We start from the raw sequence: 17428 nt of genomic DNA on the forward strand, positions 1-17428 counted from the left end.
CTAAGCGGCGAACGCCGTTCCTAAAACAACGCTATCGAGCTAGGTTTCACGTCAGGGGAACCGGTGTGATCGATGCGGAACTGACGGCCCTGCTGCAGGAGCCGGTGATGATGGTGTTCGCGGCCAGGAGCGCCGCGGGCCTGCCGGCGCTGGGGCGGGCGCTGGGCGCGCGCGCGGCGCCCGACGGCGAAACGCTGGACATCTTCACCCCCGCCGCCCAGTGGGGCGAGGCGCTGAGCGGCCTGGCTCCCGGAGCCCCGCTGGCCTTCACCTTCGTCCAGCCCAACGACTACCGCACGTTCCAGCTGAAGGGCGAGCTGGTCTCGATCGCGCCGGCCGACGCCCGAGACATCGCCGCCGCCGACCGCTACGTCGCCCGGGTATCGCAGGCGCTGACAACGCTCGGCGTCCAGCCGCAGCAGATGGCCCACTGGCTTGGACGCGGCGATCTGATGACCCTGCGCCTGGCGCCGACCATGGCCTTTCGCCAGACACCCGGCCCCCATGCCGGCGAACGCCTGCCGGACCGCGACGCATGAAGGTGTCGCTGGCCAGCATCCGCGACTGTTTCGAAGGCGTGATCCCGTCGATCATCGCCACCCTGGACGCCGCCGGACAGCCGAACGTCTCGTATCTCTCGCAGGTCTATCTGGTGGACGACGAGCACGTGGCGCTGTCGAACCAGTTCTTCTCCAAGACCGCCGCCAATGTCGCGGCGACCGGTCGGGCGCATGTGTTGGTGGTCAGCGGTCGGACGGGCGAGCAATTCGCGCTCGACGTCGAGCATCGGGCCTCGCTGACCGAGGGCGCCGTGTTCGCCAAGATGTCCGCGCAGTTGACCGCCATCAGTTCTCAGCATGGGGTCGGCGAGGCGATGGTGCTGCGCAGCGCCGAGCTCTACCGGGTCAGCGAATGCCAGGCGATACCGGGGCCGCCGATGCTGGCCGACGGGGCCGCGCCGCCAGCGGCCCAGGACCGGCTGGCCCTGGCCGCCAAGGTCGCGGCCGCAATCGCCGCGCAATCCGACGCCGAGGCGATGATCGACGCGGCGATCGACGGACTGACGAGCGCGTTCGGGTTCGCCAACGCCATGCTGCTGATGCTCGACGACGACGGCGGCCGCTTGGCTACCCTCGCCAGCCGCGGCTACGCCCAGGGGGGCGCGGGGGCCGAGGTTACGCTTGGCGAAGGCGCCATCGGCATCGCCGCGGCCAGCGGACAGGCGGTGCGGCTGAGCGACATGAGCCGCGGCCAACGCATGGTCGCGGCGGTCCGGGCGACCTCGACCCTCGACGCCGAGCGCCTGATCGCCCTGCCCGGCCTGAACCAGCCGCAGAGCCAGCTGGCCGCGCCGATGGTCAGCCGCGGCAAGGTGCAGGGCGTGCTGTTCGCCGAGTCCGCCGAGCGCTTCTGGTTCGGCCCCGAGGACGAGGAGGCGATGATGTTGATCGGCGGTCAGCTCGCGGCCAGCCTGCGCCTGGCCGAACTCGAGGCCCGCGAATCGGAGACGGCGGCCGCGAAGAGCGCGCCTGCCGTCGGTGGCGGCGAAATCCGGATCAGGTACTTCGCCCACGACGACAGCCTGTTCCTCGACGACGCCTACCTGATCAAGGGCGTGCCGGGACGGCTGCTGTTCCACCTGCTGACGGTGTTCGCGCAGACCGGCCGCCGCGACTTCACCAATCGCGAGATCCGGCTGGAAGCCTCGCTCCGCCTACCGGGCCTAAAGGACAATCTGGAGACCCGGCTGATCTTGCTGCGGCGGCGGCTGGAGGAGAAGGCCGCGCCGATCCGGCTCGCGCGGCCGGGGCGCGGCCAGATCCGCCTGGAGCTCGACGGCGTCCCTCGCCTGGAGACGGCGCCCTCCGCCTAGTCGCCGCGCCACAGCCCCCGCGCGATGACGCGAAGCTGGCTGGCGATCAGGTGCTCGCGCTCGGACCATGGAAAGCCCGGCTTGGCGATCATCAGCGAGACCAGGCCGTGCATTCCCGACCAGGCGCATTGGGTCAGGGTTTCGATGTCGAGGTCGATGGTCAGCCCGCGGGCCTGGAGCTTGGCCAGTTCGCCGCGCAGCACCCCATAGGTCGACTGCACCGCCGGCAACAGGGCCACGTCCTTCGGCTCGTGCCGCAGCTTGCCGACGTGCTGCCCCTCGGACATGAAGCCGATCCGGTACATGTCCGGGTTCTCGAGCCCGAAGTCGACATAGATGCGCAGCATCCGGACGACGCCGTCGAGGTCGACGATCGGGCCGTGGTCTCCAGCCGCCAGCTTCTCGGCGAGCAACGCGAAGGCGCGATCCTGCAGTTCGTGACCGATATCATCCTTCGTCGGGAAGTAGGCGTAAAGGGTCGGCTGCGAGATGCCGACCGCCTGGGCGATCTGGCGGGTCGAGACTGCGTAGATCCCGAATTCGGTGAACAGCTTCAGCGCCGCCGCGAGGATTTCCTCGCGGCGTTCGGCCCCTTGGCCCTTCGCCTTGCGGGGCGAACGTGAGCTCGGCGCATTCATTCCTGCATGCCTGTCATAAGCCGTCGTCGCTTGACAATCGCACATTATCAATCACTGATCACCTATCACTGATTGATAATTGGAGACACCGGTGCGTATCAGGCGTTTTGTGAGACCACGCCTCGTGCGCGCCGGAGTGGCGGCGGCCGCCAGCCTGGCCGTCGCCACCGCCTGTTCGAAGGCCCCGAAGACCGCCGAAGCCCCGCCGCCCGCGGCGGTCGAGGCGGTCGCTGTGCGCAGCCCCTCAGACGGCGCGATCCTGACCACCACCGGCCCGCTGGAGCGGCGGCGCGAAATGACCCTGTCGTTCCGCATCGGCGGGGTGATCACCGCGCTGAATGTCGACGACGGCGATGTGGTGCGGGCCGGCCAGGTGCTGGCCAGCCTCGATCCGGCCGGGGTGGCCGCCGCCCAGACCCAGGCCGACGTCGAGGTCGAACGCGCCCGCCGCGACCTGGCCCGCGACCAGGCGCTGTTCGACAAGGGCTTCATCTCGGTTCAGCGGCTGGACGACCGCAAAAGCGCCCTGCGCGCGGCCCAGGCCCGGGCCGGATCGGCCGCCTTCGACCGTCGCTGGGCCCAGCTGGTTTCGCCCGCCGGCGGCGTGGTGCTGCAACGCACAGCCCAGGCCGGCGAGGTCGTGCAACCCGGACAGGCGGTGCTGCGCATCGCCGACGAATCCAGTCCGCTCACCCTGCGCGCGCCCCTGGCCGATCGCGACGTGATCCGCGTTCGCGTCGGCCAGAGCGCCAGCGTCCGCATCGACGGTCTCCCCGCCGTCGTGCCCGGTCGTGTCAGCCGGGTGGGTGAGCGGGCCGGGCCCCAGACCGGAGCGGTCGACGTCGAGATCGAGCTGCTGGGCGCCCATCCGCTACGCTCGGGCCAGATCGCCACCGCCGACATCAGCGTCGGCGCCGCGCCGACCACGCCGATGGCGCGGGTGCCGGCCGAGGCGATCCTGGAGGCCGACGGCCAACGCGCCTTCGTCTTCGTGGTCGACAAGGACGTCGCCCGCCGGCGGCCGGTCAGCTTCGGCGGCTTCGACGGCGACGACGCCCTGGTCTCGGGCCTGCCGGCCGGGGCGCGGGTGATCACCGCCGGCGCCGGCTTCATCGACGACGGCGAGAAAGTGCAGGTCGTCGATCCCAAGCAGCTGAACCTGGTCTCGGCGGAGAAGTGAGCCGATGAGGTTCGACGTCGCCGCCTTCGCCGTCCGCAACTGGCAGTTCACGCTGGTCGCCTTCGCCCTGCTGGCCATGCTGGGGCTCAACGCCCTGATGACCACGCCGCGGTCCGAGGACCCGCACTTCCCGATCCCCGTGGTGATCGTCCGCGCGGTGCTGCCCGGCGCCGAGCCGGCCGAGATGGAGCAGCTGGTCGCCGATCCGATCGAGGACGCGCTCGACGGCCTAGACGACGTCAGCAAGATCGCCTCGACCAGCCTGGACGGCGCGGCCATCGTCAGCGTCGAGTTCGACTGGAGCGTCAACACCGAGCGCAAGTACGACGAGGTCGTGCGCGAGGTGAACGCCCTGCGCCCCAACCTGCCCCCGGGCCTGGCCCAGCTGGAAGTGCGGCGCGCGCGCACCACCGAGGTCGCCATCGTCCAGGTGGCGCTGGTCAGCGAGCATCTGCCGATGCGCCGGCTGGAAAAGCTGGCAGACACCCTGCGCGAGCGGCTGGACCGCACCCCCGGCGTGCGCGAAGCGCGCTACTGGGGCGCGCCGCCGTCCGAGGTCCGCGTAGCGATCGACCTGCCCAAGCTGGCGGCGATGCAGCTGCCGCCGACGGCGGTCGCCGACGCCCTGCGCGCGGCCGGCGCCGAGACCCCGGTCGGGGCGGCCCATGCCGGCGAACGCCGCTTCAACGTCAAGGCCGGCGGCGCCTTCCGCGACCTGGAGACCGTGGCGAACACGCCGGTTCGGGCGGTGGACGGCCAGGTCGTGCGGGTCAAGGACGTGGCCCAGGTGAGCTGGGCGCAGCAGGAAGCCGATCACCTGACGCGCTTCAACGGCCAGCGCGCGGTGTTCGTCACGGTCGCCCAGAAGGACGGCGCCGACGTCGCCCGCGTCACCAAGGGCGTGGAGCAGACCCTGGACGCCTTCGAGAAAACCCTGCCGGCCGGCGTGAAGCTGGAGCGCGGCTTCGTGCAGGCCGACAATGTCGCCCACCGCCTCTCACGGCTGTTCCGCGACTTCGGCCTGGCGCTGGCCCTGGTGATGGTGACGTTGCTGCCGCTCGGCCTGCGGGCCGGCGGGGTGGTGATGCTGTCGATCCCGCTGTCGCTGCTGATCGGCCTGTCGGTGCTGCAGGCGCTGGGCTTCACGGTCAACCAGCTGGCCATCGCCGGCTTCGTGCTGTCACTAGGGCTGCTGGTGGACGACAGCATCGTCGTCACCGAAAACATCGCCCGCCACCTGCGCGAGGGCGAAACCCGGCTGAACGCGGCGATCAACGGCACGCGTCAGATCACCCTGGCGGTGATCGGCTGCACCGCCACCCTGATGTTCGCCTTCCTGCCGTTGCTGGCCCTGCCGGGCGGGTCGGGCGCCTACATTCGCTCGCTGCCGGTGACCGTGCTGGCGACGGTCGGGGCCTCGCTGGTGGTGGCGCTGACCATCATCCCGTTCCTGGCCAGCCGCATGCTGTCGCGCCACGAGGAGCCGGAGGGCAACGCCATTCTGCGGGCGGTCAACGGCGCTATCCACCGCTTCTACACGCCGGTGCTGCACCGTGCCCTGGCCCGGCCGTGGGTCGCCGTGGCGATCATCGGGGCGATCTGCGCCACCACCGTGCCGCTGCTCGGCGCCATCGGCTCGAGCCTGTTCCCGCCGGCGGAGACCCCGCAGTTCCTCGTGCGGGTCGAGACCGCCGACGGCTCGTCGATGGCCAAGACCGACCAGGCCCTGCGTCACGTCGAGGCGCGCCTGAAGGCGACGCCGCAGGTCGCCTGGACCGCCGCCAACCTCGGCCGCGGCAACCCGCAGATCTTCTACAACCAGCAACAACGCCAGACCCAGGCCAGCTACGGCGAGGTGTTCGCCAGCCTGAAGGCCTGGGAGCCGGGCAAGAGCGAGAAGGTGCTGGACGCCTTGCGGGCCGACTTCGCGCGCTATCCCGGCGCGCGGATCAGCATCGTCACATTCGAGAACGGCCCGCCGATCGAGGCCCCGGTCGCCATCCGCATCACCGGCGAGAACCTCGACGTGCTGAAGGCGCTGGCCGCCCGCGCCGAGCAGATCATGAAGACGACGCCGGGAACCCGCGACGTCGAGAACCCGCTACGGCTCGACCGCACCGACATCGACCTCGGCCTCGACGAGGCCAAGGCCGCGGCGCTGGGCATGCCGGCGGGCGCGGCGCGGCGCACCGCGCGGCTGGCGCTGTCCGGCGAGGACGCCGCCCGCTACCGCGATCCCGACGGCGACGACTATCCGGTGCGCGTCCGTCTGCCGATGGGCGAGCGCAACGAGCTCTCGGCGCTGTCGCAAATCCACGTGCCGACCGCCGGCGGCCAGGCGGCGCCGCTGGCGGCCGTGGCCCAGCCCACGTTCCGCTCCAGCCCGGCGCTGATCACCCGCTACGACCGCGAGCGCACGGTGACCGTGACCTCGCAGGTCCGCACCGGCGCGCTGACCTCGAAGGTCACCGCCGACGTCGAAGCGCGGCTGGCCAAGGAGCTGCCGATGCCGGCCGGCTACACCCTGTCGCTCGGCGGTCAGGCCGAGGCCCAGTCCGAAAGTTTCGCCGGCCTGGGCGCGGCGATCCTGGTGGCGGTGTTCGGCATCCTCGCCATCCTGGTGCTGGAGTTCGGCAAGTTCCGCACGGCGCTGGTCGTGGCCGGGGTGATCCCGCTCGGCCTGTTCGGCGCGGTGGCTGCACTGTGGCTGACCGGCCATTCGCTGTCGTTCACCGCGACGATCGGGCTGATCGCGCTCATCGGCATCGAGATCAAGAACTCGATCCTTCTGGTCGACTTCACCGAGCAGCTGCGCAAGGGCGGCATGGGCCTGCGCGAGGCGATCGAGAAGGCCGGCGAAGTGCGCTTCCTGCCGGTGCTGCTGACCTCGGTGACGGCGATCGGCGGCCTGCTGCCCTTGGCCCTCGAAGGCTCGGGCCTCTACTCGCCGCTGGCCATCGCCATCATCGGCGGCCTGATCACCTCGACCTTCCTCAGCCGCGTCGCGACGCCGGTGACCTATCTGCTTCTCTCACGCGGCGACGAGAAGAACTCGGTCGACGTGGGCGAGTTCGGCGCTGAAGCTCGGGCGGCATGAACCCGCGCATCTTCGTTCTGGCGCTTTCGACGTTTTCGTTCGGATCCAGCGCCTTCATCTTCGCCGGCCTGCTGGAGAGCATGGCCGCGGACCTCGGCGTCTCGACCGGGGCGGCGGGCCAACTTCAGACCGCCTATGTGCTGGCCTCGGCCCTGGCCGGGCCGCCGCTTGCGATGCTGCTGGGCAAGCTGGAACGCAAGGGCGTGCTGCTGACCGCGCTTGGTCTGGCCGTGGTGCTGAGCCTGGTCTGCATGGTCGCGGCCGACTTCAGCCAACTACTGGGGCTGCGCGCCGCTCTCGGCGCCATCGCCGCCCTGGCGGGGCCGGCCGCCTCGACCATGGCCGCCAGTCTGGTTCCGCCGGAGCGGCGCGGATCGGCCATGGCGACGGTGATGGGCGGGATGACCATCGCGTTCCTCTTGGGCATTCCCTTGGGCAGCGTCGTGGGCGCGGCCTTCGGCTGGCGCGCGACCTTCGCGCTCTCGGCTCTGCTCTCGCTGATCTCCTTCATCGCCGTGGCGCTGGCCACCCCGAAGGTCGAAGCCCCGCCGCCAATCAAGGGCGGCAAGCTAGCGATCCCCACGGCGCTGCCGCTGTGGGCCGCGACCTTCCTGGCCTTCGGCGCCAACATGACCGTCTCGACCTACATCGCTCCGCTCATTCGCCTGCAGACCGGGATCACCGGCGCGGGCGTCGGCGCCTTCCAGATCGCCATCGGCGTGGGCAGTTTCATCGGCCTGTGGCTGGGCGGACGCAGCGCCGACCGCGGCAAGGGCGGCCTGGCCGTGGGCCTCGCCTTCCTGGCCCTGGCGCTGGGCGCGGGGCTACACGAACTGGAGCTGCTGGGCGGCGCGCCGGCCGGGCCGGCCACCTACGCCGTCGTCTGCAGCGCCATCCTGATCGCCGCCACGGCGCTGTTCGCGATCATGCCGGTCGTGCAGACCCGCCTGGTGGAGGCGCTGCCGACCGCCGCCCCGATGGCCCTGGCGCTGAACGGCTCGGCCGCCTCGATGGGCCAAGCCCTGGGCGGCGCAGTCGGCGGCGCGATGCTGAGCGGCTTCGGCGGACCGGCCCTGACCTCGGCGTCGATGGCGCTGGCGGTGAGCGGGGCGCTGTTCTGGACGCTGACCGCCGGCCGGGTGAAGCGCCTGGCGACCGCCTAGGCGGTTGCGGCCCTTCGGCGAACGGTGTTGGTAATGGTCGCTCCGATCTCGAACGAGTGACACGCATGGCCCTCGCCCCCCTGCCCGTTCAGCCCGCCGATGTTCCCTGGCCGACGCAGGCCTGGCCCGTTGGCGAGTTGCCGCCGTCGCTGCAGCGCGCGCGTTTCGACGCGCTGCTGACGCAGGCGTTCGAGGGCGACGGCGTCGGCGAGACCCACGCCCTGGCCATCGTCCAGGGCGGCAAGCTGATCTTCGAGCGCTATGGCGAAGGCCATGGCCCGGACGCGACCTATCCGTCCTGGTCGAAGGCCAAGAGCATCACCCAGTCGCTGGTCGGGATGCTGGTGCTGGACGGCAAGCTGGACGTCCACGCCCCGGCCAAGGTCCGCGAATGGAGCGCCGAGGGCGACCCGCGCGGCGTGATCACCCTCGACCAACTGCTGCGGATGTCGAGCGGGCTGAAGTTCGTCGAGGACTACGTACCCGGCAGTGTCTCCGACGTCATCGAGATGCTGTTCCAGTCCGGCAAGGGCGACGTCGCGCACTACGCCGCCAGCCTGCCGCTAGAGCATGCGCCGGACACCTTCTGGTCCTACGCCAGCGGCACGAGCAACATCGTGGCCCGGGCCGCCGGCGAGGCAGCCGGAGACCTGAAGGCGTTCATGCAGGAGCGCCTGTTCGGCCCGCTCGGCATGACGACCCCGATCCCGAAATTCGACGCCGCCGGCACCTTCATCGGCTCGTCGTTCTGCTACGCCAGCGCCCGCGACTTCGCGCGCTTCGGCCTGCTTTATCTGCGCGACGGCGTCTGGGACGGCCGCCGGCTGCTGCCCGAGGGCTGGGTCGACTACGCCCGAACGCCGACCTTCCAGCAACCCGGCGCCAGCGAGCTCGGCTATGGCGCGCACTGGTGGCTGGGCATCGCCGGCGAGGGCTCGTTCTCGGCCAACGGCTATGATGGACAGTTCACGGTGCTGGTCCCGGAACTCGACCTGATCCTGGTGCGCCACGGCGCCACGCCGCTGGACAAGAAGGAGGCGCTGGCGGCGTGGGTCGGCCAGGCGGTGGACTGCTTCCGATGATGTGGCTGCTGCCGGCTCTGGCGGCGGCGAAGGGCGGAGCGACCTTCTGGCTCGCCCGCAAGCAACTGAACGACGATGGCGTGCCGGTCGCCCGCGACCTGCTTGCGGACGGCGCGCCGCGGCGGGCGATGGCGATCTGGGCCCATCCCGACGACGAGATCACCTGCGCCGGCGCGCTGGCCGGCATGGCCCGCGCCGGCGTCGACCTGACCCTGGTCTATCTGACCGCCGGCGAAGCGGCCAAGGACACCGGCTATACGCGCGAGGAGTTGGCGCGGGTGCGGCGCGCCGAGGCGCAGGCGGCGGGCGCGCATCTCGGTGCGGCCCACGTCGAAGTGCTGGACTTTCCCGACGGCGGGCTGACCGCTAGCGACCCCGCCGCCGCCCGCGCCGCGATCGCCGGCCTGATCGAGCGCTTCGCGCCCAGCCTGGTGATCAGCTTCGACGAGAAGGTCGGCTTCTACGGTCATCCGGACCATGTCCAGACCGGCCGATGGGTGCGCGAGGTGATCGAGACCGGAGCGCCGTCGGTGCGGCGGCTCTATCAGGCCACCTTGCCGAGGCCGATGGTCGCCCTGGCGCTCAAGCTGGTGAGCGCGTTCCGCGACAACTATCCCAAGGTGCCTGAGGACGGGCTGCCGCCACCGACCGTGGCGGTGAACATCGTCGCACAGGGACGGCGCAAGCGGCGACTGCTCGACATCCACGCCTCGCAGGCCAAGGTGATCGCCGACGTCCAGCCCTATGCCGATCGCGTGCCGCATTGGCTGTACTATCGGCTGTTCGATCGCGAGTATTTCGCGCTGGCGGTCGATCGCTAGAGGATTGGATCCTCCCCTCTTGGGGGAGGTGGCTCGATGCGAAGCATCGAGACGGAGGGGGACTGCACTCAAGCTGCAGCGTCAAAGTCCCCCTCAGTCAGCCATACGGCTGACAGCTCCCCCAGCGGGGGAGCATTTCTGGTCATACCGCGTCCGGGTCGCCCGCCAGCACCACATCGCGGTACCTGAGCGCTGCGGCCGCCGGCATGCCGGACCAACCCTGCAACAACGAGCCGCGCCCCCAGGGCGGGGCGAAGTACTCGACCGCGCCCATCCAGCCCTGTTCGAGGCAGGTCTCCCACCAGCGCAGCATCGGATAGCGCCAGCCCGGCAGGCCGCGGCGCAGGCGCTCCTCGGCGTACATCCCCGAGAGCCACGGCCAGTCCGAACCGTTGTGATAGCGGTAGGCGAAGGCCGATTTCGAGCGGGTGTCGGCCTTATGCTTGTAGGGCGGGAAACAGCACATCACGCCCCAGTCGCCATAGGTCTGGGTCGCGTTGTGGCGGCTCTCCAGATTGGCGCGCACCGCCTCCAGCACCTGCAGCGCCCGGTCCGGCGGGACCGCGTCGTGGCGCAGCAGGGTCAGGCTGTCGAGGGTGAGGTGATCTTCCAGGGTCGGCTCGACATCCTCCAGGCCCGGCGGAGCGTGATAGTCGGCGTACCAGCCGGCCTTGCCCCACAGCGCTCCGTCGAGCGCCTCGCGGGTTTGCTCGGCCAGCACCCTGGCGTCGCCTGAGAGCTTCGGATCGATCTTGCGTCCCAGCCGCGCGATCACGTCGAGCGCCCCGACCCAAAGGCCGAGGTCGTAGGCGACGAAGCCGCCGCGATAGACGTTGTCGGCCCAGTCGCGGTCGTGGCGCGGCTTCACCGGCAGGCCCTGTTCGGAGAAGCCGCGATAGCGCTCATAGATCGCCTGGATCAGCGGCCAGTGGCGCTCGGCTGGACCATCGTCGCCGCTGGCCCGCTCGTAGTCGCCGATCGCCAGCACGAAGAACAGCGGCGAGTCGAAGTGGTCGCTCCACCAGTCGTTCGAGCGGGTGTGGATCCAGTCGAGCCCGAACACCGTGGTCCGCAGCTCCTCCCATGCCTTGGCCTGCTCGGGCCCGGAGACGATGACCCCGCTGGGGGCCTCGCCGTCCGGCTGCACGCCGGAGGCCAGCATCTCGATCTGCTCGTGGACCATGGCCGGGGCGGCCGTCAGCAAGAGCTGCAGCGTCCAGTAACCGTCGCGGTAGTAGGTGCGGGCCGGGGCCGAATAGTGCAGTCCGGCGGCCAGGCCGTCGAAGCGGCCGCGCTCGTCGCGACGGATGCTGGAGAGCGCGGCATGCGTGCCCTGCATGACCATGCTGCGCAGCATGGGATCGGCCTCGCGCAGCTGGTCGCAATGATCGGCATAGGCGCGCGCCTCGGCGACGATGGTGTCGACCGAGAAATGCAGCGCGCGCTCGGCCTCGGCGATGTCTGTCCCGGCCGCGATCACCAGGTCCGCGCCGCGCTGCTCGATCAGGACGTTGGCCCACGGCAGGTCGACGCGGCGCCTGGTCTTTTCGCGGCGCACGCCGGTCGTCGGATGGTGAATGCGATCCCAGGAGGCGCAACGCCGGGCCGGCGTGAAGCCTCGATAGGCGGCGCCGCGGATCACCATCACCGGCGCCTCTTGGGCGACGAAGATCCCGCCCCCCGGCGCCGTCAGCAGGTTGGGGCCATGCACATAGGGACCGGCCAGCGGGGTGAAGCGAATCCGGCCGAGGTCGCCCTCGCCCCACAGCGCCAGATCACCGAAGCCCGCGGCCGACAGCTCGCCCTGCAGGCGCGGGGCCATGACCGGCAGCAGGACCGGCGTCGCGCTCTCGACCAGGCCGTCGGCGCGAGGGGTCAGGATCGGCATCGGCGGCTCCCGAGGCTGGCCATGGTGCAGGCCCTCTAGAAGAACGCGAAAGCGCGCAGTTAGCTCGCGCGCACCGCGGTGATCAGGCGCTTCAAGTTCGCCCCGGAGAAGATCTCGATCCAGTAGCCGTCCGGGTCCTTGATGAAGGCGATGCCCTTCATGGCGCCGTCGTTCGGGCGCTTTACGAACTCGACGCCCAGGTCCTCGAAGCGGGCGCAGGCGGCGTCGACATCCGGCACCGACACACCGATGTGGCCAAAGCCGCGCGGTTCGCTGTTGCCGTTGTGATAGGCGAAGTCGGCGTCGTCCTCGGTCCCCCAGTTGTGAGTGAACTCCAGCAGCGCCGGCTGCTCGAACACCCACTTCACGCGCTCGGCGGGGTCGCTGGGAATCTCGCCGCCCGGATAGCCCATGAAGTAGAGCGAGAACTTGCCGGCCTCGAAGTCGTAGCGATCGACCAGGGTCATGCCGAGAACGTCGCGGTAAAAGGGCACCGTCTTGGCCGGATCCTTCACCCGCAGCATGGTCTGGTTCAGCACGAAACCGTCGGTGGCGCTCATCGTCAGATGTCCTTCATGCCGTGAGCCCGGGCCGCCGCGGCCAGCTCCTCGCGCATGACGCTCCTTAGCCGCTGTGGGGCGATGATTTCCACCTTGTCGCCCCAGGTGAACAGGTGCCACGCCAGCTCGCGCATGCCGCCGGCGGTGAAGCGCACCAGCACCGACCCGCCGTCCTGGGGTTCGATCGACTGGGTCGGGTGGAAGCGCCAGCCCATGGCCTCCTCGGCGCCGTGCGGCAGGATGCGCAGGACCACCTCCTCGACCTCGTCCTGATAGATGCCGAAGCTGCGGTTGATGAACGCCTGCAGCGAAAAGCCCGCGGGGCGCGAGCCGGCGGTTTCGGACACCTCGATGTCGCGGATGCGGTCGAGGCGCCAGGTGCGCGGCTCAGGCGAATCTCCCTCGCCGCCGACCAGGTAGTTGGAGCGGCCGAACAGCAGGCCGAAAGGCGTAATCTCGCGCACCCGGCCGGGCGAGGAGCCGCCTTCGTAGCGCAGCCGCAGCCGGCGCAGCGAGATGATCGCCTCACGCACCGCGCCCAGCACCGTCTCGTCCTCGAAGGGGCGCGGACCAGCATGGATGGCCATGGTCTCGGCTTCCAGCAGGGCCTCAAGGTCGGGGGCCAGCTTGCGCCGCGCCCCAGCGCGGATCGCCGAGAGCACCTTCTGCTCGAGCGACAGCAGGGCCCCGGCCCTGGCCCGTGCGCCGGCCGCCTTGTACTGCTCGGCGGCGGCGCGCAGGGCGGCGAACTCGTCGGCGCTAGGGGCCTGGAAGATGCCGTCCAGGCCGGCCGGGATCCGGAAGCGACGGGTCGGCGGGTCGTCGACCTCCTCCAGCTGTGGAAACGCCTCACGCACGGCGTCACGCATCCGCTCGGCGGTGCGGCGGCCGACGCCCAGGCGGTCAGCCATCTCGTCCAGGGTCAGGCCCTCAGCGGACGAGGCCAGCATCCGGGCCAGATCCAGCAGGCGCGCAGCCTTCTCGTGACGCATGAGAACTTTTCCAGAACAAACATACGTCCGCTTCTGACGCATCGGCACTTTAACAAGAACCTGCCGAGAGGAAAGGACTTCCCGATGCCCGCCGCCCGAGTGACTTCGTTCCGCCGTTCGTACGCCGACCCGCTGTTCCTGTTCGAGGCCCGCCGCCCGCTGGCGCCGGCCAACGCCGAGATGATCGATCAGGTCATCACCCATGCCGACGTGGCGGTGCGCCAAGCGGGAGGCCGGCTGAAGCTGCGCCTGTCCGCGGACATGATCGAGCAGCTGCAGTTCGAGGGCAAGCTGGGCGCGGACGCCCATCGGCTGGCCGATCTGACCGTGATCTGGGACGAGGTCGAGGGCCAGGTCCACACCGTGCGCGACGACGCCCGCCTGCGCGACGCGGCCGACCGCTGGGCCGACTGGGACGCCCTGTTCGACGAGGAGAGCTTTCGCCCGGTGAGCGCGGCGGCCTAGCCCCAGCGCTTGCCCATCGTCTTCACCGTCTCCTCGAATTCGGCGACGGTCTCGGCGATGACCTGGGCCACCGGCTTGACCGCGTCGATGCGGCCGGCGACCTGGCCGGTCAGCGGGATCGACTTCTCCAGGTCGCCGCCGAAGTACATCTCCTTGGCGTGGGCGAACTCGCCCATCACGCCCTCGCCGCCCTCGCGCTCGTAGGTTCCGGTCTTCTCGGTGCGCAGGGCGCGCAGGGCCGGGCCCGGGCCGAAGCGGTTGAGGAAGACGGTGTCGGTTTCCTTGGCGCCGACAATGGCGTCCTTCCAGTTCTGGTGCACCGGGCTTTCGGCGGCCGAGACCATGCGGGTGCCCATCTGGACGCCCTCGGCGCCGAGCGCGAAGGCCGCGGCCATCGAGCGGCCGTCGGTGATCCCGCCGGCGGCGATCACCGGCACGTTCACCTTCGAGCAGACCAGCGGCAGCAGGACCATCGTCGAGACATCCCGCGCGTTCTTGAAGCCGCCGCCCTCGCCGCCCTCGACGACCAGCCCGTCGACGCCCGCCTCGATCGCTTTCAGCGCCGCCCCGAGCGACGGCACCACGTGGAAGACCGTCAGACCGGCCTCCTTCAGGGCCGAGCAGTACTTGTTGGGATCGCCGGCCGATGTGGTGACGAACTTCACGCCCTGGTCGACCACGAACGAGACGATGTCGGGGTCGCGCACGAAGGCTTGGGCGATGTTCACCCCGAATGGCTTGTCGGTGAGATCGCGCATCTTCTTGATCTCCTCGCGCACGGCGTCGAGCTCGCCGGACGAGGTTTCGATGATCCCCAGGCCGCCGGCGTTGGACACCGCCGAGGCGAGCTGGCTGCGGGCGATCCAGCCCATCGGCGCCTGGACGATGGGGTACTCGATCCCGAGCATCTGCGTGATGCGGGTCTTGATCATGGAGCGCCTCCCAAACGCTTGTTTGAACCATTGGGCGGCCAGCAGGCGGCGGCGTCAAGCGCCCGGCCGCGGCGAAATCACCGCGACCGCAAAATGATTATTGCGAGTCATTATCAGTAGCAATACGGTCACAGGAGCCCAAGGAGCCTACCCCATGCCCCAGCACGCTCACCGGCCAGACGACCACGCCCGCCTCTGCGACCTCTCCCACGGCGAACACATGCTGCTTTGGGCGTTTCGCGCCGCGGCCTTCTGGGCCGGCGACTGCCATCTGGTGCGCCGCCAGTTCGAAGAGAGTTGCGGTCCGCTGGGGTTGGAGGCGTTGACCGCACTGACTGTGTTCGTGCGCGAACTGAGCATCTGCGGACGCCGCAAGATCACCCTCGCCGCACCAGGCTCCTATCGTGTCACCCGCGACGAGCAGTCGGTGCTGGCGCTGTTCGCCGCCGCCCAGGCCGAAGACTATCCGCGGCTCGACGCGCACCTCGCCTGGCTGCTGGCGGACGCCCCACGCGCACCGTTCCCGGCCGCCGCCTGCCTGGTCGCCCAGGCCCTGTCGATGAGCGGATATGTCCTGCGGCTGCCGACCATCGAGACCGCCCGACCGCCCGAAGCGCTGGAGGGCGCCGAGGACAACGTGCTCGCGTTCCGCCGGCGGGCGTCCTGATGACGCGCATCGACCATCTGGTCTGGGCCGCGCCCGACCTCGACCGCGCGATCGGCGACCTGCAGGCGCGCACCGGCGCCAAGGCCGCGCCCAGCGGGACCCATCCGGGGGCCGGCACCCGCAACGCCGTGCTCGGCCTCGGCGCCGGCAGCTATCTGGAAATCCTCGCCCCCGACCCGGCTCAAGCCGCCCAGTCCGGCGCCGCATCGCAACTGGCGACCCTGGCCGCCCCGACCCTGCACACCTTCGCCGTCGCCACTGATCGCCTGGACCGGGTCGCTGTGAAGCTGGAGAAGGCCGGCCTGCCGCACGCCGGCATCATCCCGATGTCGCGACGGCTGCCGAGCGGGCGGCTGGTGCGCTGGCGGCTGCTGATCCCAGCTGGACACGCCTATGGTCCGCTGGCGCCGTTCTTCATCGACTGGGGCGACAGTCCGCACCCCTCGGAGGGCGACGACCAAGGTTGCCGGCTGACCGGCCTGTCGCTGCGCCACCCCGAGGCCTGGAGCCTGGGCCCGCTGCTGGACCGCCTGGAGGTGGAGGTCGGGATCGAGGTCGGTCCGGCCGAGATCACCGCCGAACTCGACACGCCGAACGGCGCGGTCCGCCTGTCATCGCGCGATCACGTCGCCGGCTGACAGACCTTGTCGCGATAGAGCGCCCACTCCTCGCAGACCTTGCCGTCCGGCAGCTTGCAGACGCCGTACTGGCCGTCCGGACTGCTGCGGATTTCGCTGACCCCGCCGAGCGCGCTGCAGTGCACCGAGGCCGGATTGGCCATGCCGACGGCCTGGCCGGTCGGGGGGTTCGACAGCGTCGGCGCGCACGCCCCAAGCAGCGTCAGCGACGCCCACGTCAAAGCTCTCAACATCGCCTTGGCTCCTCTGTGGCGACCAGCCCGCCGCCTCGCAATCAGAACGCGATCCACGCACGGCCTGATGTCTACAAACCCGCGCCGGGCGGTGACAGAACATCGTCATCCGAACGCACGCCCCACCAAAGGAGGGCCAAGTGCAAGTCGATCAATCCAAACTCGAAGCGTTCCAGGGCAAGATGCTCGGCGACATGGGCGCGGCCATCTCCGCGGCGCTGGTGATCCTCGGCGACCAGCTCGGACTCTACAAGGCGATGGCCAAGAGCGGGCCGACCACCTCGCTAAAGCTCGCCTCCCAGACCGGCACCACCGAGCGTTACGTCCGCGAGTGGCTCGCCGCCCAGGCCGCCTCCGGCTACGTCGAGTACGACGCGGTGAAGTCCGAGTTCTTCCTCACCCCCGAGCAGGCGATGGTGTTCGCCGACGAGGGCGGCCCAGCGTTCATGGCCGGCGGGTTCGAGGTGCTGGCGGCGATGTTCCGCGATGAGCCGAAGGTCGAGGCCGTGTTCAAGAACGGCAAGGGCCTGGGCTGGCACGAGCACGACGTCTGCCTGTTCCGCGGCACCGAGCGGTTCTTCCGGCCGGGCTACAACGCCCACCTGACCACCGAGTGGATCCCGGCGATGGACGGCATGGAGGGCAAGCTGAAGTCCGGCGCGCGGGTCGCCGACGTCGGCTGCGGCCACGGCGCCTCGACCGTGCTGATGGCCAAGACCTATCCCAACTCGAAGTTCTACGGTTTCGACTATCACGGCCCGTCGATCGAGCGGGCGAGGGAGGCGGCCAAAGAAGCCGGGGTCGCCGACCGGGTGACGTTCGAGGTCGCCAGCGCCAAGGACTTCAACGGCGGCGCCTATGACATGATCGCCATCTTCGACGCCCTGCACGACATGGGCGATCCGGTCGGCGCGGCCAAGCACATCCGCGAGAGCCTGGCCCCCGACGGCAGCTGGCTGCTGGTCGAGCCGTTCGCCAACGACGACCTGGCCGACAACCTCAATCCGTTTGGGCGGATCTTCTACTCGGCCTCGACGATGATCTGCACGCCCGCCTCGCTGAGCCAGGAAGTCGGCATGGGCCTGGGCGCCCAGGCCGGCGAGAAGCGGTTGCGGCAGGTGGCCGAAGACGCCGGCTTCACCCACTTCAAGCGGGCGACTGAGACGCCGTTCAATCTGGTGTTCGACGTGCGGCCGTAG

At 70.1% G+C, this 17428-nt stretch carries 17 protein-coding genes; 11 read left to right on the forward strand and 6 right to left on the reverse strand.

Annotated features, from left to right (window positions below; genetic code table 11):
- Positions 1 to 65: 65 nt before the first annotated feature.
- Positions 66 to 539: a hypothetical protein gene (locus tag C0481_RS14930; protein WP_293405173.1), complete on the forward strand. Its 474-nt coding sequence runs from the start codon at positions 66 to 68 to the stop codon at positions 537 to 539.
- Complete coding sequence (locus tag C0481_RS14935; protein ID WP_293405174.1) at positions 536 to 1873, forward strand: GAF domain-containing protein; 1338 nt, start codon at positions 536 to 538, stop codon at positions 1871 to 1873. Before C0481_RS14930 ends, C0481_RS14935 begins: the two co-directional genes overlap by 4 nt.
- Here the strand turns inward: C0481_RS14935 and C0481_RS14940 are convergent.
- On the reverse strand, positions 1870 to 2511 hold the full coding sequence (locus C0481_RS14940; protein WP_293405175.1) for a TetR/AcrR family transcriptional regulator: 642 nt from the start codon (positions 2509 to 2511) through the stop codon (positions 1870 to 1872). The two genes, C0481_RS14935 and C0481_RS14940, sit on opposite strands and share 4 nt — an antisense overlap.
- Positions 2512 to 2602: 91 nt before the next feature.
- Between C0481_RS14940 and C0481_RS14945 the strand changes: the two genes are divergently transcribed.
- The 5 genes from C0481_RS14945 (at position 2603) to C0481_RS14965 (ending at position 9854) form a co-directional block, all read left to right on the forward strand.
- Positions 2603 to 3691 carry an efflux RND transporter periplasmic adaptor subunit gene (locus C0481_RS14945; RefSeq protein ID WP_293405176.1) on the forward strand — a complete coding sequence of 363 codons (1089 nt, stop codon included), beginning with the start codon at positions 2603 to 2605 and terminating at the stop codon, positions 3689 to 3691.
- A 4-nt stretch (positions 3692 to 3695) separates the two neighbouring features.
- Positions 3696 to 6788 (forward strand): efflux RND transporter permease subunit, encoded by a 3093-nt coding sequence (locus C0481_RS14950; RefSeq protein WP_293405177.1) that lies wholly within the window; start codon positions 3696 to 3698, stop codon positions 6786 to 6788.
- Complete coding sequence (locus tag C0481_RS14955) at positions 6785 to 7951, forward strand: MFS transporter (RefSeq protein ID WP_293405178.1); 1167 nt, start codon at positions 6785 to 6787, stop codon at positions 7949 to 7951. Before C0481_RS14950 ends, C0481_RS14955 begins: the two co-directional genes overlap by 4 nt.
- 65 nt (positions 7952 to 8016) lie before the next feature.
- On the forward strand, positions 8017 to 9033 hold the full coding sequence (locus C0481_RS14960; protein ID WP_293405179.1) for a serine hydrolase: 1017 nt from the start codon (positions 8017 to 8019) through the stop codon (positions 9031 to 9033).
- Positions 9030 to 9854 (forward strand): PIG-L family deacetylase, encoded by an 825-nt coding sequence (locus C0481_RS14965; protein ID WP_293405180.1) that lies wholly within the window; start codon positions 9030 to 9032, stop codon positions 9852 to 9854. Before C0481_RS14960 ends, C0481_RS14965 begins: the two co-directional genes overlap by 4 nt.
- A 142-nt stretch (positions 9855 to 9996) precedes the next feature.
- Here the strand turns inward: C0481_RS14965 and C0481_RS14970 are convergent, their stop codons facing one another.
- Genes C0481_RS14970 through C0481_RS14980 form a run of 3 tightly spaced genes read right to left on the reverse strand, consistent with a single transcriptional unit; the run spans position 9997 to position 13294 of the window.
- Positions 9997 to 11742, reverse strand: coding sequence for an amylo-alpha-1,6-glucosidase (locus tag C0481_RS14970; RefSeq protein ID WP_293405181.1), 1746 nt, complete (start codon positions 11740 to 11742; stop codon positions 9997 to 9999).
- Between the two features lie 59 nt (positions 11743 to 11801).
- A complete protein-coding gene (gloA, locus tag C0481_RS14975) occupies positions 11802 to 12302 on the reverse strand; it encodes a lactoylglutathione lyase (protein ID WP_293405182.1) in 501 nt (166 codons plus the stop codon).
- 2 nt (positions 12303 to 12304) lie between these two features.
- Positions 12305 to 13294: a WYL domain-containing protein gene (locus C0481_RS14980; RefSeq protein ID WP_293405183.1), complete on the reverse strand. Its 990-nt coding sequence runs from the start codon at positions 13292 to 13294 to the stop codon at positions 12305 to 12307.
- 84 nt (positions 13295 to 13378) lie between these two features.
- Here C0481_RS14980 and C0481_RS14985 point away from each other — a divergent pair, with 84 nt between their 5' ends.
- The gene (locus tag C0481_RS14985) at positions 13379 to 13759 is read left to right on the forward strand and encodes a hypothetical protein (protein ID WP_293405185.1); all 381 of its coding nucleotides are present in this window, start codon (positions 13379 to 13381) and stop codon (positions 13757 to 13759) included.
- Here the strand turns inward: C0481_RS14985 and C0481_RS14990 are convergent.
- Positions 13756 to 14691: a nitronate monooxygenase gene (locus tag C0481_RS14990; RefSeq protein ID WP_293405187.1), complete on the reverse strand. Its 936-nt coding sequence runs from the start codon at positions 14689 to 14691 to the stop codon at positions 13756 to 13758. The two genes, C0481_RS14985 and C0481_RS14990, sit on opposite strands and share 4 nt — an antisense overlap.
- Positions 14692 to 14845: 154 nt before the next feature.
- On the opposite strand from C0481_RS14990, the gene C0481_RS14995 reads away from it, so the two are divergent.
- On the forward strand, positions 14846 to 15358 hold the full coding sequence (locus C0481_RS14995; protein ID WP_293405189.1) for a hypothetical protein: 513 nt from the start codon (positions 14846 to 14848) through the stop codon (positions 15356 to 15358).
- Positions 15358 to 15996: a VOC family protein gene (locus tag C0481_RS15000; RefSeq protein WP_293405191.1), complete on the forward strand. Its 639-nt coding sequence runs from the start codon at positions 15358 to 15360 to the stop codon at positions 15994 to 15996. Before C0481_RS14995 ends, C0481_RS15000 begins: the two co-directional genes overlap by 1 nt.
- Here the strand turns inward: C0481_RS15000 and C0481_RS15005 are convergent.
- On the reverse strand, positions 15981 to 16229 hold the full coding sequence (locus tag C0481_RS15005; protein ID WP_293405193.1) for a DUF333 domain-containing protein: 249 nt from the start codon (positions 16227 to 16229) through the stop codon (positions 15981 to 15983). The genes C0481_RS15000 and C0481_RS15005 overlap by 16 nt on opposite strands.
- A 140-nt stretch (positions 16230 to 16369) precedes the next feature.
- On the opposite strand from C0481_RS15005, the gene C0481_RS15010 reads away from it, so the two are divergent.
- Entirely contained in the window at positions 16370 to 17428 is a 1059-nt protein-coding gene (locus C0481_RS15010; RefSeq protein WP_293405195.1) for a class I SAM-dependent methyltransferase, read from the forward strand.

Origin of the sequence: Phenylobacterium sp. (assembly GCF_013822795.1) — a bacterium.
Taxonomy (GTDB): Bacteria; Pseudomonadota; Alphaproteobacteria; order Caulobacterales; family Caulobacteraceae; genus Phenylobacterium.